Raw genomic sequence first — 20,186 nt, 5'->3', positions numbered from 1 at the left:
ACAGGAGTTGTAAGAGTGATAGACTACTCTTTGAGCTCATTGCTAAAGCGAGATCGTGAAATAACAGATAAGGATTAGAATGATTTACGAGTTTCCATTAACAGAAGGTATTAGACGCTTTTTAAGAATCGAGATGTTAGCTGAACAAGCGGTTGTCTATATTGAGCATGATTCAGAATATAGTACCATAGCTGCTGTTCGGGCATTGCTAGATCTAGTGACACTCGTTTCTAAAAATGATACGAAGATTGAATTGATTAAACAGCTCGATCAGATGATCTCGATGAAGAAATTAGAGGGTGAAGATCAGTTAGAGGCAGTTGAACTAAAGAATATTTTAAGCCGGCAATCTTTCCGTGCCTACGATGATGTTAAGGAGAATGTCTTCCTCAATACCTTACGGCAACGATTTGTGATTGTTGGCGGAATCTGCGCGTTTGATCTTCCCGTCCTTCACAATTGGCTCAATATGCCCTTTGAGCTTCGCAAGCAACATTTCTATCAATGGATGTCGGTTATCGATAATATCATGCACGCAGTCCGCTTTGTGTTAACCCATCTTCGGAGCAAAATGGTGGAGGAGGAGTGCATCTTTAAGCACGGTTTCTACTATCGCTCGGTAAAATGGAAAGCAGGACTCTTACGCTTAAATACGGAAGGTTACGATTTCTTTCCCGAATTTAGTGGTAATCGTCATCAGCTTAGTATTCGTCTTGTTGCCCAATCAACTCCTTGGGAACCACCGCGTCAAGTAGATACCGATATCACCTTAAAGGTTGAAATTTGCGGTGCCTAGTCTGTTTGGTCTGCTTAATCTACTTTGCTTGAAAGCTTAATTGAATTTTTATTGAAAACGCTTATTGAAAGCTCTTATTGAATTTTTCAGTGAGATTTTTACTAAGATTTTGATTTACCCCTGATTTAACCCTTAATTTTTAACTTAATTTTAACGTAAATTTTTGACTCAACTGTTAAGTTAGATGATTCACTCCTTTATTTGAATGAGGTATTTATGAGTTTAGATGGAAAAATTGCATTAGTAACAGGCGCAACGCGCGGAATTGGTAAGGCGATTGCGGAGAGTTTAGCGCGTGAAGGTGCTTATGTCTTTGGAACAGCAACCTCAGAGAAGGGTGCAGAGGCGATCTCCGCTTATTTAGGAGATTCTGGTGAAGGATTAGTGCTCAATGTGACCGATCAAGAGAGTATTGAGTCGGTGTTAAAGACGATCACTGAGAAGAAAGGATCACCTGCAATTTTGGTCAATAATGCCGGTATTACAAGAGATCAGCTCTTAATGCGCATGAAAGATGATGAGTGGAATGATGTTATTTTAACCAATCTTACAAGTGTCTATACCCTCTCTAAAGCGCTTCTTCGCCCAATGATGAAGGCTAGATATGGTCGTATTATCAATATTAGTTCTGTGGTTGGAATTACCGGCAATGCAGGACAAACAAATTATGCAGCGGCAAAAGCGGGCGTTATTGGCTTTACAAAATCGATGGCTAAAGAGGTGGGATCACGCGGAATTACCGTCAATTGCGTCGCTCCCGGATTTATCGATACCGATATGACTAAAGATTTACCAGAGTCTGTTAAAGAGGCTCTTTTAGCCAATATTCCTGTAGGACGATTAGGTCAACCTGAGGAGATTGCAGCGGCAGTCACCTTTTTAGCTTCCGATCTTGCTGCTTATATTACAGGCGAAACCATCAATGTTAATGGTGGTATGTTGATGGACTAATGATTTTTTATTCGTTATAATTGCCTTTGTATTAATTTTGGTGAACTGTTAATTCAACAGTCGTTTTTTTAGTACAGAATTGGCACGAGCCATTTTGTTATAATAATTTAAGGATTTAAAGTTATGAGCGACATCGAAGCACGAGTCAAAAAAGTAATTATGGAACAACTTGATGCTAAAGAAGAGCAAGTTGTGAATTCAGCATCTTTCGTAGACGATTTAGGTGCAGATTCTCTTGATACTGTTGAGTTAGTAATGGCTCTTGAAGAAGAGTTTGACTGCGATATTCCAGACGAAGAAGCAGAAAAAATTACTACAGTTCAGCAGGCTATCGACTACGTAAATGCTAACCTATAGTAGTTGATTTACAGAATGTAGTTTTGAGTAGGTGTTTGGAGACGAGCGTCTGCTCGAGAAAACATATGTAAATAGAAGCGACTGTTTAGGACTTATATTAAGCTCTATACAGTCGCTTTTTTTTATTGATAGATTATTGATTATTGAACAGAAGCAATACCGATTTACTTGATTGATATATAGATAAAGCTGACAGACAAGGGGGCTTTAAATGAAACGACGAGTGGTTGTTACAGGATTAGGAGCAGTAACGCCTGTAGGGAATAGTTATGAAGAATCTTGGAAAAATATTTTAGCCGGGAAGAGTGGCGCTGCGCCGATTACCCATTTTGATGTGAGTAACTCACCTGTCACATTTTCCGCCCCTGTAAAAGATTTCGATATCGCTCAATATATCTCTCCAAGAGATGCGAGAAGACTCAATCTCTTTATTCAGTATGGAATCGCTGCGGGATTAGATGCCTTAAAGGATTCAGGATTAGAGGTAACAGAAGAGAATGCCGAGCGCATCGGTGCATTAATCGGCTCTGGAATTGGTGGTTTACCAGGGATTGAAGAGAATCATTCAACATTGATCGATCGTGGGCCCAATAAGGTGAGCCCTTTTTTTGTACCTGGATCGATTGTCAATATGGTATCAGGACAGATCTCAATCTTAACCGGGTTGAAAGGTCCTAATATTGCTGCGGTAACCGCTTGTGCTTCAGCGACCCACTCCATCGGTCTTGCTGCGCGTTTAATTGAGCATGGTGATGCAGATGTGATGTTAGCAGGTGGAGCGGAGATGGCGACAACGCCTCTTGGTGTTGCCGGATTTGCTGCAGCAAGAGCTCTTTCGCGCCGAAATGATGCACCAGAAAAAGCCTCTCGTCCATGGGATGTGGATCGTGATGGTTTTCTCTTAGGCGATGGTGCCGGTGTAATTGTTTTAGAAGAGTATGAACATGCTAAGGCGCGTGGCGCCCATATCTATTGTGAGCTTATTGGCTTTGGAATGAGCTCTGATGCTTACCATATCACGAGCCCCTCTCCAGATGGTGAAGGTGCATCACTCTGTATGAATGCCGCTATTAAAGATGCTGGAATTGATCCTTCGGAGATCGATTATATCAATGCCCATGGAACGTCAACACCGGTTGGGGATCTGATGGAGCTTGAGGCGATTAAAAATAGCTTTGGTGATGCTGCTAAAGATGTTGCCATTAGTTCAACTAAATCGATGACGGGACATCTCTTAGGCGCTGCCGGTGGGATTGAGGCGATCTTCTCTATTTTGGCATTGCGTGATCAGATTATTCCCCCAACTATCAATCTTGATAATCCTGAGCCACAAGTTGCAGAGTATCGGATTATTGCCAATAAGGCGGAACCTGCTGAGTTGAATGTAGTACTTTCTAACTCATTTGGATTCGGCGGGACCAATGGTAGCCTAATCTTTAAAAAAATAGATTAAAGAGCGTAGATTGATTAATTGACTGACTAATCGATTCATTAATCGAATCATTAATCGATGCATTAATAGACTCATTTGCTAATTGACCTGTTAGGCAGTTGATCTGCTGATCAGTTGGCTAATGAGTCTTGATTAGCGATTAGTAATTAGTGGTTAATGATTAATCATTAGTCGATTGATCGAACTAATAGACCAAATAGCTTAAGTAAAGAGGTTTCTTTTGAGATTGTTAGGTAGAGTTATTCAGACCTTTTTTCGTTATCTTCTATCGAAAGTAAGCGTTATTATCTTCTTAATTATTCTATTAGGAGGATTCTTCGTGGTCTCTAAAGATCTGGAGGACTTTCTCCAAACGCCGGTCAATTTGCCGGAAGATGGAATTGTATTGGAGATTAAACCGGGGATGACGATCGATGATGTCGTCGGGATATTGCGTAGTAAAAATATTATTCGCAATGCGCTCTACTTTAAGTGGTATGCCCGTTTTACTGGTGATGCAAGTAAGTTAAAGGTAGGGGAGTATGCGCTCTTGCCGGAGATGTATCCTTTAGAGCTGCTCTCCATCATTACCAGTGGTCGGGTGTTGCAATATAACTTTACCATTATTGAGGGATGGAATTTTTCTCAGTTGCGGCAAGCATTGGAGAAATCCCCCCATCTCAATCAGACCTTAAAGGGTTTAAGTAATGAGGAGGTGATGGCGGCGATCGGTTTAGAAGGCAGGCCCTATGAAGGCTATTTCCTCCCCGATACCTATCTCTTTCCTAAAAATTATAGCGATGCTGAACTCCTTAAGCGAAGTTACACCGCGATGAATGAAGTGGTGGATCAAGCGTGGGCGACGCGTCAGCCTAATCTACCGATTAAGAATAAAGGGGAGCTCTTAACGCTTGCCTCTATTGTGGAGAAGGAGACCGGCGTTGCTAGTGAACGGCCAGAGATTGCCGGCGTCTTTGTGCGTCGCTTGCAAAAGGGGATGCGTCTACAGACCGACCCTACCGTGATCTATGGCTTAGGAGATCGTTATCGTGGCGTGATCTATAAGAGCGATCTGCAGAAAGATACGCCTTATAACACCTATACCCGCGATGGTCTGCCCCCAACACCGATCGCAATGCCGAGTCGAGAGGCGATCTATGCTGCAGCTAATCCTAAACCGGGAAAGACACTCTACTTTGTTGCTAAAGGAGATGGTTCCGGGGAGCATCTCTTCTCAGAGACATTAGAGCAACATAATCGAGCCGTGAAGCAGTATCGAGATCGAGTCAGAGGAAAGCAGCAGTGATAAAGCAAGCGAGATTATCTATGGAGAATACTCCGCAGAGTCAGAACCCCATTCGGGGTTCTTTTATTACCTTTGAAGGAACAGAAGGGGCGGGAAAGAGTACTCAGATCGCCTATGTGCAACACTTTTTAGAGGCGCATGGAATTGAGGTAGTCACCACGCGAGAACCTGGCGGTACCGCTTTAGGGGAATCTGTTAGGGAATTGCTCCTAACAAAAGAGATGTCGCAGATGACAGAACTTCTCTTGATGTTTGCCGCAAGAGCAGAGCATCTTCAAAAGGTGATCCTCCCGGCATTAGTCGCAGGAAAATGGGTGCTCTGTGATCGTTTTACAGAATCGAGCTATGCATATCAAGGTTATGCGCGAGGGCTACCGCTTGACGATATTGAAACCTTAGAGACGCTTGTTCAAGGGGATCTTCGCCCCGATTGTACTTTTTGGTTCAATTTACCGGTGGTAGAGGGGATGAAGCGTGTTCAATCTCGCGGTAAGAAGGATCGATTTGAGGCGGAGAATATCCAATTTTTTGAGCAGGTCGCAGCTGGTTTTGCGGCGCTTGCGAAAATGCGCCCAGAACAATTTTATATCATTGATGCTATGCAATCGATTGATCAGGTGACTTCAGAGATCTTAAGAAAAATCGAGAGTCTACCGGCCTATCAGCAGAGAAGTTGTTGAGAAGAGAAGGGAGAGCAATGATGAGAGATAAGCAGCAAGAAGCGGGGCAGGAGAAGATTGAACGGCCGATTCTCTTTAGAGAGATTCCTTGGTTGCAGGCAGGTTATGCCGATCTGATGAATCGTCTTGAGAGCCCCTATCCTCCCCATGCGCTACTACTTTATGGGAAGGCTGGCGTTGGCAAACGTTACTTAATTGATGCGCTTGTTGCGCGATTACTCTGTCAACAGCCGCAGCAGAATCATGCCTGTGGAGTGTGTCAGAGTTGCCGGTGGTTGCACTCAGATTTTCACCCCGATCTCTATATCATCGCAGGCGAGAGTGAGATTAAGGTGGATGATATTCGGAAAATTCACCACTTTGCCCAATTAACCGCCGAAACGGGGCGTAAAATTGTCGTCATCAAGCAGGCAGATCGAATGAATCTCAATGCGGCAAATAGTCTTTTGAAAGTTCTTGAGGAGCCTCCATTAGATCTTCTCTTTCTCTTAGAGAGTAGCGAGCCGGAGAAGTTGCCGATTACGGTTCGCAGTCGTTCACAATTCTACTTTGTCGCCTCACCATCAGAGCCGGATGCTCTTCGCTATCTTCAAACGCAGATTGAAGGGGAATATCGCCTCAATGAGGAGCAGTTACGGCTTCTTCTTGCTATCACTTTTGATGCACCTTTCTTAGCGCTTTCATATCTTAAGAAGGGCGATGTTGAAAAATTGCCGGCGCTACAGGCGAGTATTGAGCGCCTCCTTTTAGGAGAGACGCTCCCGAGTCGTGAGATGACGCTATTGTTAGAAGTTGAGGGGCTCACTTTTGCTTTTCTCTTCTTCCTTCTTCGGAGCTCTTTTGATCCCACAATTGGGGAGCGATTTCCAACGTTAGCCGCGCTCTTTCTCTACCTTTCGCGACTCTCCCCACAGTTGCGCTTACAGCAATATGAGGCGCTTGTGGAGATGAGTCGTCTTCGAGAGGAGCAGACTCGAACCGATTGGGCGCTTGAAGCATGGTTCCTCTCTTTTTTCCCTTAGTTCCCTTAGCTTCCTTAGTGATGTTCTCTAATCCTGATTCTTAAGTAACGTTATCGAGTAACGTTATTGAGTAACGGTATCGAATAATGTTATCGAATTATACTATCGAGCAAGATGGGCTACTTTAGGGATTTGGGATTGAAGGTTTGTGATTCGTTCAGGGCCTGAAGGGTGGGTAGAGAGAATTGAGCTACCGCTACTGCCGGAGGCATTTAACATCTTCTGCCATAGTGTGACGGCGGCATTAGGGTCGTAGCCGGCAAGTGCCATCAACTCCAATCCTAAGATATCAGCTTCACTCTCCATGGTTCGTGAGAAGGGGAGGGAAAAAGCAACATCGCCTGCCTGCTGCATCAACTCATTGCCAATATCCCCCACGCCTAAGACAGAGGCGACAATAGAGATACCAGAACTCTTCACTAACGCTTGTGATGCTTTTTCTCGGCTATGTTCTCTTAAGACATGCGCCATCTCATGACCGACAATTGCAGCGATCTCATCATCGGAGAGGTTGAGTTTCTCCACAATACCGCTATAGACCGCCATTTTCCCACCCGGCATTGCAAAAGCATTGAGCTCATTGCTACGAATCACATTGATCTCCCACTCAAATTGATCGCTATCGGGGCGGAAATTTTGAGTATGAGGTACTAACCGTTTAAAGACACGCTTGACTCGCTGTGCTGTGCGGGAGTTATGATCGATCGCTCCCTCTTTTTTCGCTTCAAGAATCATCCCTTGATATGCCTGCTTCGATTGAGCATTCAGTTCTGCCGCAGGAATGATTTGTAGTTGTGATCGTGTAACGCCGGTCAATCCTGCTTGAGTGCTACTAGCACAGGCGCTTAAAATCAGGGTTGCCGCAACAATGGGGAGTAATCCCTTTTTACCTGTAATTCCCATCTGCACTCTTTGATAGATCTTCTTGATACTCATCGGCTCTACTCTCCTATCATTCTTATTCTCTATTCTTAGCAATTTGCACTTATTCGTCTTATCTGTCTTATCCGTCTTATTCGTATTGTCCGCCTTATCCCTATTGTTCGTATTATTCGGACTTACCGCTTAGATTTACCGTTTATATGGGTAGCGATTTGTAAGACTTCTCATTCAGTTGCTCGATCATTTGGTACTAAAGTTTTTTTTGAGGTGGGGAGATACGTACTATTTCCTTTTCACCTTAAAAGATTCCATTGTACTACTTTTAGGGGCGATCTTATTGAAAAACGGCAGAAAATAGTAGGAGGATGTATGAGATCGATGATCAAGTTTTTCAGAGAGAGATTATACGTAGATGCTATTGAGGCTGCAGTGGTATCAAGAGGCATCAAAAGTGGCCTAAGTATTCGAGACTCAAGTATGCAAAACTCAAGAGTTCGCAATATGATGTTACGCCGGCGAGAGCATGCTTTTGTACAAGAGAGCGGTTTTACATTGATGGAGCTTCTCATTGTTTTAGCGCTAATTGCTACGATCAGCATGATCGCTATTCCCCTCTATAGTAACTATCTTCAACGAGCAAAGATTACTGAGGGTTTAACTTTAGCAAAAGGTATTCAACTAGAAGCAGAACTCTACTATGCGCTCAATGGTGATTGGCCACGGGAGAATGCACATCAAGCTTTAGGGCTTGATAAGGCGAGCGATTATCGTGGCAATAGTGTGGAGTCAATCGCGCTTGAAGGCAATGAGATCACCATCACCTATAATGATGAAGTGGGGGCAGAAGGTGGGCCGGCAAGATTGATTTTAAGAGCAGAAGCTCCCGGAGGGACGATCCGCTGGCGCTGCTCCGGTGAGAATATTGCGGAAGATCATCTCCCTAAAGAGTGTCTTCCTTAATGGTATCTTCCCTAAAGAGCGTGATCTTCAGTGAGGTTTTGTTTTAGGGGTGTGATATAATTTCTCTCAAATAACCCTATCAGCGGGTCTTCATTATCAAGCTTCAGATAAGATCTATATTCATGCGCTAAAATATCATGCGCTAAAATAGCAAAGTGGTGGTGATGCAGAAGATTCAAGTTGGTAGGGAAGTGAATTGGCAACCGATCGAAATAATGTTTTTGATCGGTTATCTCTTTTATTCTCCTTAAAATTATTGATAACAGAGCCGTTAATTGTGAAGAGATTACTATTGCGTAGAGTAAAACCGGAATGGATGATTACCCTCATTTTAGGGCTGATCGTTTTAGCTTTAGTGGCGATTATTGCGCGTGATATTATGGAGCGACGTCGTATTGATCAGGCATTAGAAGAGGCGAAGAGTTTAATATCGGAGGTTGCTTTAAGTTTAACGATAGAGCAGATGAGTGGTCCTCTTGCGGTATCAAGTGCCTTTTTGGCAACGCGTGCTCCCGATATTACCGATATTATTATCTACCCAGGTAATTACCTTGAAGTAACCTTTTCTCCAAAATTGATTGATCTTCCCACAAGAACATTGCAACTCTCTTTCATCTCCCTTGATCACTTAACGCGAGGGAATGTGGAGTGCCGAGGTGGCGATCTACCGATGCCGATCACGCCGCTACAATGTCGTCGATAGATTCGGCATCATTGATGCCGGCAAGGATTGCTCTCTTAGCAATCACTCTCGGCATTGAAAAGTGCCAAATGGCGGGCATGCAGTAGTGAAAAGATTGCAATAGTCAGCTCCCGCCGCTCAACAAATCCTCTTAAGAATCATTCATCCAAAAATAAGCTGAACGTTGCCGGTCCTCACTATCGCGTATTTCCAACAAATTTCGCGCCGGCAGTAGGCAATCATTCGATTGCCGGAATAGATCTTATCTTTATAAAAGCTGATGAATTGTCGGATCTTACAATCGCATATTTCTATCAATCTTGCGCCGGCAGTAGGCAATCTCAATCGCCGACAACATTATTCATTCTTATCAAAGCTGTTGAGTTGCCGGTCCTCACTATCGCGTGCTTCCACAAATCTCATGCCGGCAAATGGTGCTCCTTTAGTAATATAATCCTGGCGCTGAAAGCGCCAACCGGCGGGCATGCAGTAGTGAAAAGATTGCAATAGTCAGCTCCCGCCGCTCAACAAATCCTCTTAAGAATCATTCATCCAAAAATAAGCTGAACGCTGCCGGTCCTCACTATCGCGTATTTCCACAAATCTCGCGCCGGCAGTAGGCAATCATTCGATTGCCGGAATAGATCTTATCTTTATAAAAGCTAATGATTTGTCGGATCTTACCATCGCATATTTCTATCAATCTTGCGCCGGCAAATATCGCTACTTTAACGATAGATAATATTGGAACAACATAAGCTGAACGCTGCCGGTCCTCACTATCGCGTGCTTCCACACATCTCGTGCCGGCAGTAGGCAATCTCAATCGCTGACAACATTATTCATTCTTGTCAAAGCTGTTGAGTTGCCGGCCCTCACTATCGCGTGCTTCCACAAATCTCATGCCGGCAAATGGTGCTCCTTTAGTAATATAATCCTGGCGCTGAAAGCGCCAACCGGCGGGCATGCAGTAGTGAAAAGATTGCAATAGTCAGCTCCCGCCGCTCAACAAATCCTCTTAAGAATCATTCATTCCAAAATAAGCTGAACGCTGCCGGTCCTCACTATCGCGTATTTCCAACAAATTTCGCGCCGGCAGTAGGCATTGAAGATGCCAAAGGGCGGGCATGCAGTAGTGAAAAGATTGCAATAGTCGGTTCCCGCCGCTCCACAGCTTTTCTTAAGAATGACTGGTTGAAAGATGTTGATAGAAAAGGGCTGATGAGATGCCGGTCCTCACTATCGCGTGCTTCCATAAATCTCGTGCCGATAGAAAATAATTAATTCCAAATCGCCGGCATTTTATTATCAAAATCATATCTATTTTTAGATGAACTTAAGTTGCGTGGAGAGCGCTATTTTATTTGGAAAAGAGAAGATTAAGATCGACAAATATTGACATAAAAACAAAATAGTGGAGAAAAGTGGCGAAAAGTGGAAAATATTTTATAGAAAGTGTAATATTTGCTCTAATAATAGAGATATAAGGATCATCGTGAGCAGCCCAACAGATAAACACATTTCGGTTCTTTTAGAAGAGTCGATCACTGCACTCAATATTAAGCCCAATGGAATCTACGTTGACGCTACTTTTGGGCGCGGCGGACATTCTCGTGAGATCTTAAAATATCTGAGTCATGAAGGGTTGTTAATCGGTATCGATCGCGATTTAACGGCAGAAGCCTATGCGAAAGAGCATTTCTCGCAATATGAAAATTTCCGCTTCTTGCGAGGCGAGATGGGGAGCATTGCAGCCTTGATAAGATCGATCGGGATCTCAGCGGTCGATGGCATCTTAATGGATATTGGTGTCTCTTCGCCACAACTTGATGAAGCTGAACGAGGTTTTAGCTTTATGAAAGAGGGCCCGTTAGATATGCGCATGGACCAAGCGTCGCCATTGAGCGCTGAAGTTTGGGTCGCAGAGAGCAGCGTCGAAGAGATGACCGAAGTTTTTAAAAAGTATGGTGAAGAGCGTTTCTCTCATCGAATCGCCCGCGCAATTGAGCGAGAGCGAGCAGAGACGCCCATCACAACAACATTACAGCTCGCTAATATTGTCAGTGATGCGATGCCCTTTAAAGAGGGGCGGATTCATCCGGCAACGCGAGTTTTTCAAGCAATCCGTATTGCTGTTAACGGTGAGCTTGAGCAGTTAGAAGCTGCATTAGCCCAGTCAGTGGAGATATTAGGTCATGAGGGGAGATTAGCGGTGATTAGCTTCCACTCCCTTGAGGATCGAATTGTAAAACACTTTATGCGGGATCAATCGAGAGTGAAGGATCTCTACCCAGATCTTCCAATCTTAATAAGTACAGGTAAACCGGCGCTAAAAGTGATTGGGAAACCAATTAAAGCAAGCGATGAAGAGTGCCGGGCAAATGTGCGTTCTAGAAGTGCAATCCTACGGGTTGCGGAGAGGGTTCTATGAGAGTAGATAAGTTAATTATTGCAGTAATGTTTGGAATTGTTGCATTGGGGATTCATCGTTCAGTGACAATCCAACAGAGCTATAAGCTGTGGAATGAGATCGATAAGATCGAACGTGAAAATATCGCTCTGCGTGAAGAGTATGGTCGCTTGCAGTTAGAAGAGAGCATGTTGATTACAGAGGCGCTTCTCGATAGTGAAACAAGAGAGCAATTGAAGATGGTCGTCCCTGATGAGAGTGCTATTGTCTATGTTATTGAGACCAATACTGATGTGAAATATGTTGGCCTTGATCCTAAGGTTAATGCACAGTAAGAGCAATAAAATGAAGGAAGTTACCGGTGCTTTAGGTGCCGGTCTTCCTATTTTCTTTTTTATTATTGTGTCATTTTTATGATTTTCATGGCTTTTATTATTCCATGATTTTTATATTCAAGCCCATATTAAGACTCATTTTAAAATGAGAGCTAAAAGATTTATTAAGATTTAGAAGATCTTAGAAAATCTTAGAAGACCTAGAAGGTCTAGAAGATTTAAAAGTGTTGAAGCGTTAAAAAGATTTCGAAAGAGATGCAAATGAGTCTGAAAATAGTAGTTTCGATGAGCATCGAAATCTCGAATTAAAACTTGAAATCTCAAATCAATACTTAGAATCAATACTGATAGTTAAAACTAAAATTAAAATAGTGCATAAAAGCGAGTAAGAGAAACGAATGAAGCGCGCATTGAAATCGCTAGGGAAGCGTAATTGGCGGAAAATATTAGTTTTAGGGATTTTCACGCTGATAGCGTTTGCCGTTGTTGCTAGAGCCCTCTACCTCCAATACTATATGACCGATTTTCTCCTCGAGCAGGGGGATAATCGTTTTGTTCGCCATGTAAAGAATCCCGCTGTTCGTGGCACCATCTATGATCGAAATGGAGAGCCGATTGCGCTCTCAACTGAGGTTCGCTCCATCTGGATCGATCCGAGTATCTTAAGTCAAAACCTCCATGAAATTCCTAAGCTGGCCTACTTTTTAGGGCGCTCCGAAGAGGAGATTAAACAGCTCATCCTCTCACGTCAAAAGTCACGATTCTACTGGCTAAAGCGTCAACTTCCTCCCCATGAAGCACAAGTCTTAATGGATCTTAAAATCCCCGGGGTCTACGATCAGGTGGAGTATAAACGCTACTATCCCGATGCGGAGATCACCTCTCACCTTTTAGGGTTTACCAATATTGATGATGATGGGATCGAAGGCTTAGAGCTCTCCTATCAAGATTGGCTGAAAGGGGATGATACGACGACACGAATCTTAAAAGATGCGAAAGGTCGAGTGATTGAGCGGGAAGAGATTATCGATATGGATAATTTCCGTGAGAGTAAAGATCTAACATTAACCATCGATCGCCGTATTCAGATCTCTGCCTATCGCGCCTTGAAAACAGGAATGATTAAGCATGAAGCGGTTGCCGGTGCGGTCATTGTTGCCGATATGCGAACAGGCGATATCCTCGCGATGGTGAATCAACCTGCGGGAAATCCAAATCGTCTAGATGAGCGCCGTGCTGAACTTCTGAAAAATCGTGTTATTACCGATATCTTTGAACCTGGCTCAACAATTAAACCCTTTGTTGTTGCTGCAGGATTAGAATCAGGAAAGTGGCGTCCAAACTCAATTGTAAAGACGGGACGTGGGGGTTATCGAATCGGGAAAAATGTGATTCGTGACGTCTCCTCCTCTGACACGATGGATGTTACTACTGTTTTGATGAAGTCGAGTAATATCGGTGTTGTGCGGATTGCAGAGACCTTAGAACCCTCTATTCTCTACAATATCTATGACAAAATCGGGATCGGCCAGAAGAGCCAATTACGCTTAACCGGTGAAGAGGCGGGGCGACTCGGTCCCCTTCGTCGTTGGCAAGTCGATCCCTTTGAATATGCCACAAAAGCATATGGTTATGGCATCAGTGTCAATACCTTAAAATTAGCGCAGATGTATACCGTCTTCGGTAATGAGGGGCAATATCGACCCCTTCGTATTGTGAAGAATGATTACTATCCTGAAACGGTTGAGGTCTTTAGCCCTCGCGTTACAGGCGAGGTTCTCTTAATGTTGGAAGCCGCAACAGATAAATCGAAAGGAGCCGGCGGTTGGCGTGCGCGTGTACCTAACTTTAGAGTAGGTGGAAAATCGGGAACGATTCGTAAAATCGTCAATGGTAAATATAGTAGTACGCACCATCGTAGCTTCTTTGTGGGTGTCGCACCGATCTCCGATCCTCAATATGTTGTGGCAGTGATGATTGATGAGCCTCGAAAAGATGGTTATTACGGTGGTTTAGTAGTGGCGCCCATCTTTAGTGATGTGATGCGCAGCACCTTAAGAATTATGGGAACCAAGCCCGATGCATTGCTCGATGAGCCCAATATTAAGCTCATTGCGAAGTAGGGCGAGGGGCGAAAAGAGCGATCTTAGTAGTTGCATAATAGTGAAGTAGTAGTGAAGTAGCAGTGAATTTTAAGCAGAGGAGTGATGGATGAAATTAGCAACACTTTTAGAAGGAACCAACATCATCGGTGATATTCCTGCCGAGTTCTTAATCCTTGAGATTGCTGGTTTGGCATCGGATAGCCGTTATGCCGCAGAGGGTGATCTCTTTTTTGCAAAGCAGGGGGAGAGCAGTCACGGCCTCGATTATCTCCCGGCACTTGAAACGATCGGTGTTGCTGCGATTTTTTATGAAGATCCTCACGGAACGATCCCTCATCCCACAACGATTCCCGCCTTTAAAGTGGCATCGGTCGATCAATTGATGCGTCTTCTCACCTTTCGCTACTACGAAGAGTTACAAGCACGGCTTGCACTAATCGGTGTGACCGGCACTGAGGGAAAAACATCAGTGACCCAATTTATTGTGAAAGCGTTTGAAGCACTCAATATCGATTGTGGTTTAATCGGAACAAATGGCATCGGCTTTCTCCATAATTTAAAGGAGAATACCCATACAACGCCCGACCTTTTAGCGCTCTATCAATCTCTCGCAGAGATCGATCAGAATGATAATGTTCGTGTCTTGATCGATGGTCGCTTGCCGATCGCGCTTGAGGTTACCTCACATGCGCTCGATCAGAAGCGGGTAGAGGGATTAACTTTTGAGACCACTGTCTTTACCAATCTCAATCGTGATCACCTCGATTATCACGGCACATTAGAGGCTTATGGTGCTGCAAAGGCTCGCCTCTTTTTAGAGTATCCTCAAAAAAATAGTGTTATCAATCTCGATGATCCCTTTGGAGCGACACTCTATCAGCGCTTAAAGCAGGAACGTCCTGAGGTGCGACTCTTCCCTTTTGGGACGAAACCTGTTGATGATCCTCGCTACCTCCATATTGAGAATCTAGAGCTTCATGCGGAAGGGCTGCGCTTTACGCTCAACTTTGAGGGCGCGGCTTACCCGATTAAAAGTCCGCTCTATGGCGCATTTAATGCCTATAACTTAGCAGCAGCGATCGCTGTTTTACTCTCATTCCGCCTACGCATCGAGTGGATTGTGGAGATTATCTCCCATATTCCCCATGTTAAAGGGCGCATGGAGATGCTCCATCTTAAAAATGGAGCGGTAGCGGTGGTCGATTATGCTCATAAGCCTAATGCGTTAAAGCAGGCGCTTCTCTCTTTAAGAGATCATCTCGATGAAGGCGCGCTTACCGTACTCTTTGGCTGTGGTGGCAATCGTGATAAAGGGAAGCGTCCATTGATGGCGGAGATTGCAGAAGCGCATGCCGATAAGGTGATTATCACAAGCGATAATCCTCGATTTGAAGAGCCGATGGCGATTATTGAGGAGATCAAAGCGGGATTAAAAGATCCTGAAGGCACCCATATTACTATTGAAGCTGATCGTGCAGCAGCCATTGCGATGGCAATTCGCACCAGTGCGCCGGGCGATATTATCCTGATTGCCGGAAAAGGGCATGAAGATTACCAAATTTTAGGAGATAGAGAGATCTATTTCTCCGACTTTGCTGAAGTAGAGAAGAATAACGAGGAGTTATAGTATGAAGCTATCAGATGCGGCCAAAATTATGAATGGTGAGCTGATTGGGCAAGATGCCTACTTCTTTGGTGGCGCAAGTGATACGCGTAAACTAAAGCCGGGCGAGCTCTTTTTTGCATGGAAAGGGGATCGCTTCGATGCGCACGATTATCTTGAGAGTGCTGAGCTCAAAGGGGCGATCGGCGCCGTTGTTGAGCGCTTTGTTCCTTCGGCTCAAATTGCACAGATTGTGGTTAAAGATAGCCAAAAAGCGCTAGGTAAAATTGCGAAAGCGTGGCGTAAAGAGTGGAAAGGAACCATGATCGCACTGACTGGATCGAATGGTAAAACTACCTTAAAGGAGATGATCACCTCCATTCTCTCACAAGAACATGAAGTTTTAGCCACAGAGAGCAACTACAACAATCATGTCGGTTGCCCTTTGATGCTCTTACGACTCAATAAGCATCATACCCATGCGGTAATTGAGATGGGGGCGAATCATCCTCATGAAATTGAGTATTTAACCAAAATTGTTCAACCCGATATCGCTATTCTCAATAATGCCGGCGCCTGCCATCTAGAGGGATTTGGTTCTCTTGAAGGGGTCGCTGAGGCAAAAGCGGAGATCTTTTTAGGATTGGCAAAAACGGGAACAGCCATTATCAATGCCGATGATGCCTTTGCGAAGAAGTGGCTTAAAGATGTTGCCGACTTTAAACACCTGACCTTCGGGATTAAATCTGCCTCCGATGTGATGGCGCATCAGATTGAAGGACGATCTTTTGAGTTAGAGCTAAAACCCTTAAAAGAGCGACGCAAGATCGAATTAAAATTGTTAGGGCGCCACAATATTCTCAATGCCTTAGCCGCCTCTGCCGCTGCAGTTGCCGCCGGCGAGTCGATCACCACGATTCAGAAAGGGCTTGAGCGCTTAGAAGCTGTTCAAGGGCGATTACAAGTTGTGAAGCTCAAAGAGAATGTGCAACTAGTCAACGATGCCTACAATGCAAATCCTAACTCCTTAAAAGCAGGAATTGATGCCTGTAATGCCGGCGTTCGCTGGTTAGTTTTAGGGGATATGCGGGAGCTTGGCAAAGAGGAGATCGCCATTCATCAAGAGTGTGGTCTCTATGCGAAAGAGGCCGGTTTCTCTAAGCTGTTTGCGTTAGGTGAATTGACAAAAGCTAGCGTTACCGGATTTGGTGCCGGTGCCATCAGTTTTGAGGATCATCAATCACTGCTTGAGGAATTGAGGGCGGCGATTGATGGCTATGATGATTCAACACTCTTAACGATTCTCCTTAAAGGCTCTAATAGCATGAATATGCAATATTTCTATGAGGCACTATTGCGGGAGCGAGAGTATCGGGATGATGAATAAGCCTCCCTCAGCCCTTTAATTCCTTAATTGATTGCCGAGTCATGACTCGATCAGTTGATCACTAGATTATGGCTCGATGATGATTAAAAATCATTACCAAACTCTTATTAAACCATTACTAAGTTATTACTCATTAAATTACACATTACACATTACACATTACTCATTAGCATTATTCGTTTAAAGGATTCTCCACTATGTTGTATGCGCTTCTCTCTTTTCTAGCGGAATATTGGTCGCCGCTCCGCGTCTTTCAATACATTACGATGCGCGGAATTATGTCGGCCTTAACAGCGCTAGTCTTGAGTATTGGCTTTGGTCCAAGCTTTATCCGCTATCTGCAGAAGCAGCAGATTGGTCAATTTGTTAGAAATGATGGGCCGGAAAGTCATCTCTCTAAGCAGGGAACGCCAACCATGGGGGGCGTTCTCATTATCTTTGGGATCTTTATCTCCACTCTCTTATGGGCCGATCTCTCTAACTTTGATGTTTGGGTAGTGCTCTTTGTTCTCCTAAGCTTTGGCGCTGTGGGATTTCTTGATGATTATCGCAAGGTGGTGAAGAAGCAATCCTTAGGATTACGGGCAAAAGAGAAGTATCTCTATCTCAGTGCCGCAGGGTTACTCGCCTCATGTGCGCTCTACTTTACGGCAGAAGTACCTTCAGATACCGATCTTTTAATCCCCTACTTTAAAGATTTAGCGATCCCCTTAGGGATTCTCTTTATCCCTTTTACCTATCTTGTTATTGTCGGTGCGAGTAATGCAGTCAATATGACCGATGGTTTAGATGGCTTAGCGATTATGCCTACTATTATGGTCGGCGGGGCATTGGCGATCTTTGCTTATATTGCCGGTAATATGGTCTTTGCTGATTATCTCTCACTTCCTTATGTGGAAGGAGCAGGGGAGATGCTAATTATCTGTGCCGCTATTGTTGGCGCGGGATTAGGCTTCTTATGGTTTAACACCTATCCTGCACAGGTCTTTATGGGGGATGTTGGTGCGCTCTCTTTAGGGGGCGTATTAGGGGTGATTGCTGTAATTGTGCGCCAAGAGTTAGTTTTCTTTATTATGAGTGGGCTCTTTGTGATGGAGACACTCTCTGTGATCCTACAGGTTGCCTCCTTTAAGTTGCGTAAAAAGCGACTCTTTAGAATGGCGCCGATTCATCACCACTTTGAGTTAAAAGGGTGGCCGGAGCCACGCGTTATTGTCCGTTTCTGGATCTTCACCTTTATCTTAGTTTTAGTAGGGCTTGCCTCAATTAAACTTCGTTAATCGATCAAAGGTGTTATCGCCGGCTTAAGATGAGCGTCGGGCGGAAACTTTTATAAAAGTGGGGACAATAGAGAAGACATTCCCATTGAATGGCGTATAATAGAAAAAATTACATATTCACTACAAAACAGAAACAACAGATGGTGCAATTGTCGAGAAGAGATATGAAAAATGATTTGAACTCGCGCACGATCGCTTGTTAAGCAATTTTAGCAAGATCTGTTTTAACAAGATTTTAATGACAGTGCATTCTATTTATGAGGAGAAGCAAATATGAAAAAACCAGTAAGAGTAACCATCACAGGTGCAGCAGGTAATATCGGTTATGCAATGGCATTCCGTATCGCAGCAGGCGATATGTTAGGTCCAGATCAACCTGTTATCCTTCAGCTTCTAGAGATCACCCCAGCGTTAGAAGCGCTTAAAGGTGTTGTGATGGAGCTCAATGACTGTGCGTTCCCATTAGTGCAAGATATCATCGCAACAGATGATCTTAACGTTGCATTTAAAGATACTGACTATGCGATGCTCGTTGGTGCGCGTCCACGTGGTCCAGGTATGGAGCGTAAAGATCTTCTTGAAGCAAACGGTGCGATCTTTGGTCCACAAGGTAAAGCGCTTAATGATCACGCAAGCCGTGATGTTAAAGTATTAGTTGTTGGTAACCCAGCAAATACAAACGCATTGATCGCAATGAAGAATGCACCAGATCTTAACCCACGTCATTTCCATGCAATGACACGTTTAGACCATAACCGTGGTTTAAGCCTTCTTGCAGAGAAGACAGGTTCACACATCAATGACATCAAAAAGATGACAATCTGGGGCAACCACTCTTCAACACAATATCCTGATCTTACCTTTACAACTGTTAATGGTAAGCCAGCGCTTGAGTTAATTGAGCGTGATTGGTATGAAAACGAGTATATTCCACAAGTTCAACAACGTGGTGCAGCGATTATCAAAGCACGTGGCGCATCTTCAGCGGCATCTGCAGCATCATCTGCAATCGATCATATGCGTTCATGGGCATTAGGTACGAAAGAGGGCGATTGGGTCTCTATGGCAGTACCTGCTGATGGCTCATATGGTATCGAAGAAGGAATCATCTACTCATATCCATGTATCTGTAAAGATGGTGATTTTGAGATCGTTCAAGGTCTTGAGATCTCTGACTACTCACGTGAGAAGATGGATGCAACTGAGAAAGAACTTCGTGAAGAAGCAGAAGCAGTTAAATCACTTTTAGGTTAATCAATGTTGATACGTTGCTAATAGCGGCGTCCTAAAATATCAAGTATTAAATAAGCTAATGATGATCGATCAGATCACATTAGCTTTTTTTATGGATATTTTCGTAGGTAATATGTAGTTTTAGTGCCGGCATCAAAGATGCCAATTTACGGGCATGCACCGGCTAAAAGAACGAAATAGCCGGCTCCCGCGGCTCCATGAGCCTTCTTAGGAATCATTGTTTGAGATAAAAAAATGAGACAGAAAAAGCTGAAGGCTGCCGGTCCTCACTATTGCGTACTTCCATAAATCGCACGCCGGCAGTTGGCGATCTTCTATCGCCAATAACTTTCTTATTTTTTTGAAATAATATAGGTTGATGAGTTGCCGGAGATGACCATTGCATCCCTCCAAAATTTGCATGCCGGCAAATATCGTTACTTTAGCGATATCATCCTGGTGCTGAAAGTGCCGAACAGCGGGCATGCAGAGGTGAAAAGAACGAAATGGTCGGTTCCCGCGGCTCCATGAACCTTCTTAGGAATCATTGTTTGAGATAAAAAAATGAGACAGAAAAAGCTGAACGCTGCCGGTCCTCACTATTGCGTACTTCCATAAATCGCACGCCGGCAGCTGGCGATCTTCTATCGCCAATAACTTTCTTATTTTTTTGAAATAATATAGGTTGATGAGTTGCCGGAGATGACCATTGCATCCCTCCAAAATTTGCATGCCGGCAAATATCGCTACTTTAGCGATATCATC

Annotated in this window: 21 protein-coding genes; 17 read left to right on the top strand and 4 right to left on the bottom strand. The window is 44.0% G+C overall.

The window, feature by feature from the left end; genetic code table 11:
- The first annotated feature begins 79 nt into the window (after positions 1–79).
- The 7 genes from zapD (at position 80) to DC077_RS06750 (ending at position 6,544) form a co-directional block, all read left to right on the top strand.
- On the top strand, positions 80–796 hold the full coding sequence (zapD, locus tag DC077_RS06780) for a cell division protein ZapD (protein WP_109201758.1): 717 nt from the start codon (positions 80–82) through the stop codon (positions 794–796).
- Between the two features lie 216 nt (positions 797–1,012).
- Entirely contained in the window at positions 1,013–1,747 is a 735-nt protein-coding gene (fabG, locus tag DC077_RS06775) for a 3-oxoacyl-ACP reductase FabG (protein ID WP_109201757.1), read from the top strand.
- 123 nt (positions 1,748–1,870) lie between these two features.
- A complete protein-coding gene (gene acpP / locus DC077_RS06770; RefSeq protein WP_094567847.1) occupies positions 1,871–2,104 on the top strand; it encodes an acyl carrier protein in 234 nt (77 codons plus the stop codon).
- 211 nt (positions 2,105–2,315) lie between these two features.
- Positions 2,316–3,557: a beta-ketoacyl-ACP synthase II gene (fabF, locus tag DC077_RS06765; RefSeq protein WP_109201756.1), complete on the top strand. Its 1,242-nt coding sequence runs from the start codon at positions 2,316–2,318 to the stop codon at positions 3,555–3,557.
- Between the two features lie 226 nt (positions 3,558–3,783).
- Positions 3,784–4,842, top strand: a complete 1,059-nt coding sequence (gene mltG, locus DC077_RS06760) for an endolytic transglycosylase MltG (RefSeq protein ID WP_239990296.1) — start codon at positions 3,784–3,786, stop codon at positions 4,840–4,842.
- Between the two features lie 20 nt (positions 4,843–4,862).
- Entirely contained in the window at positions 4,863–5,522 is a 660-nt protein-coding gene (gene tmk / locus DC077_RS06755; protein ID WP_109201901.1) for a dTMP kinase, read from the top strand.
- A gap of 17 nt (positions 5,523–5,539) precedes the next feature.
- Positions 5,540–6,544 carry a DNA polymerase III subunit gene (locus DC077_RS06750; RefSeq protein ID WP_109201754.1) on the top strand — a complete coding sequence of 335 codons (1,005 nt, stop codon included), beginning with the start codon at positions 5,540–5,542 and terminating at the stop codon, positions 6,542–6,544.
- Between the two features lie 102 nt (positions 6,545–6,646).
- Here the strand turns inward: DC077_RS06750 and DC077_RS06745 are convergent, their stop codons facing one another.
- A complete protein-coding gene (locus DC077_RS06745; RefSeq protein WP_109201753.1) occupies positions 6,647–7,480 on the bottom strand; it encodes a M48 family metallopeptidase in 834 nt (277 codons plus the stop codon).
- 423 nt (positions 7,481–7,903) lie between these two features.
- Between DC077_RS06745 and DC077_RS06740 the strand changes: the two genes are divergently transcribed.
- From DC077_RS06740 to DC077_RS10665, 3 genes are all read left to right on the top strand, one after another.
- A complete protein-coding gene (locus DC077_RS06740; protein ID WP_162297639.1) occupies positions 7,904–8,386 on the top strand; it encodes a pilin in 483 nt (160 codons plus the stop codon).
- Between the two features lie 292 nt (positions 8,387–8,678).
- On the top strand, positions 8,679–9,089 hold the full coding sequence (locus tag DC077_RS06735; RefSeq protein ID WP_133243427.1) for a hypothetical protein: 411 nt from the start codon (positions 8,679–8,681) through the stop codon (positions 9,087–9,089).
- Positions 9,090–9,143: 54 nt separating this feature from the next.
- Positions 9,144–9,578: a hypothetical protein gene (locus DC077_RS10665; protein WP_133243426.1), complete on the top strand. Its 435-nt coding sequence runs from the start codon at positions 9,144–9,146 to the stop codon at positions 9,576–9,578.
- 73 nt (positions 9,579–9,651) lie between these two features.
- On the opposite strand, the gene DC077_RS10660 is transcribed toward DC077_RS10665, so the two are convergent.
- Together DC077_RS10660 and DC077_RS10865 are read right to left on the bottom strand one after the other, a co-directional pair.
- Positions 9,652–9,864 carry a hypothetical protein gene (locus tag DC077_RS10660; protein ID WP_133243425.1) on the bottom strand — a complete coding sequence of 71 codons (213 nt, stop codon included), beginning with the start codon at positions 9,862–9,864 and terminating at the stop codon, positions 9,652–9,654.
- 42 nt (positions 9,865–9,906) lie between these two features.
- On the bottom strand, positions 9,907–10,056 hold the full coding sequence (locus DC077_RS10865; RefSeq protein WP_157953505.1) for a hypothetical protein: 150 nt from the start codon (positions 10,054–10,056) through the stop codon (positions 9,907–9,909).
- A 507-nt stretch (positions 10,057–10,563) separates the two neighbouring features.
- On the opposite strand from DC077_RS10865, the gene rsmH reads away from it, so the two are divergent.
- The 7 genes from rsmH (at position 10,564) to DC077_RS06700 (ending at position 19,442) form a co-directional block, all read left to right on the top strand.
- Positions 10,564–11,499, top strand: a complete 936-nt coding sequence (gene rsmH, locus DC077_RS06730) for a 16S rRNA (cytosine(1402)-N(4))-methyltransferase RsmH (RefSeq protein ID WP_109201750.1) — start codon at positions 10,564–10,566, stop codon at positions 11,497–11,499.
- Positions 11,496–11,813 carry a cell division protein FtsL gene (gene ftsL, locus DC077_RS06725; protein ID WP_109201749.1) on the top strand — a complete coding sequence of 106 codons (318 nt, stop codon included), beginning with the start codon at positions 11,496–11,498 and terminating at the stop codon, positions 11,811–11,813. The genes rsmH and ftsL overlap by 4 nt, the downstream gene beginning before the upstream one ends.
- Positions 11,814–12,211: 398 nt before the next feature.
- Positions 12,212–13,936, top strand: a complete 1,725-nt coding sequence (locus DC077_RS06720; protein WP_109217906.1) for a peptidoglycan D,D-transpeptidase FtsI family protein — start codon at positions 12,212–12,214, stop codon at positions 13,934–13,936.
- 88 nt (positions 13,937–14,024) lie between these two features.
- Positions 14,025–15,545, top strand: a complete 1,521-nt coding sequence (locus DC077_RS06715) for a UDP-N-acetylmuramoyl-L-alanyl-D-glutamate--2,6-diaminopimelate ligase (RefSeq protein ID WP_109201747.1) — start codon at positions 14,025–14,027, stop codon at positions 15,543–15,545.
- 1 nt (position 15,546) lies between these two features.
- Positions 15,547–16,908: a UDP-N-acetylmuramoyl-tripeptide--D-alanyl-D-alanine ligase gene (locus DC077_RS06710; RefSeq protein WP_109201746.1), complete on the top strand. Its 1,362-nt coding sequence runs from the start codon at positions 15,547–15,549 to the stop codon at positions 16,906–16,908.
- Positions 16,909–17,105: 197 nt separating this feature from the next.
- Positions 17,106–18,188 (top strand): phospho-N-acetylmuramoyl-pentapeptide-transferase, encoded by a 1,083-nt coding sequence (gene mraY, locus DC077_RS06705; protein ID WP_109201745.1) that lies wholly within the window; start codon positions 17,106–17,108, stop codon positions 18,186–18,188.
- 273 nt (positions 18,189–18,461) lie between these two features.
- Positions 18,462–19,442, top strand: coding sequence for a malate dehydrogenase (locus tag DC077_RS06700; RefSeq protein WP_109201744.1), 981 nt, complete (start codon positions 18,462–18,464; stop codon positions 19,440–19,442).
- Positions 19,443–19,958: 516 nt separating this feature from the next.
- Here the strand turns inward: DC077_RS06700 and DC077_RS10975 are convergent.
- Positions 19,959–20,186 (bottom strand): hypothetical protein (locus tag DC077_RS10975; protein ID WP_204758305.1); only part of this gene is annotated, 228 nt, incomplete at its 5' end.

Source organism: Ignatzschineria cameli (assembly GCF_003121895.1).
GTDB classification, from domain to species: Bacteria; Pseudomonadota; Gammaproteobacteria; order Cardiobacteriales; family Wohlfahrtiimonadaceae; genus Ignatzschineria; species Ignatzschineria cameli.
Note: the sequence above shows the minus strand (reverse complement) of the source record. Positions and strands in the feature narration are given on the sequence as shown.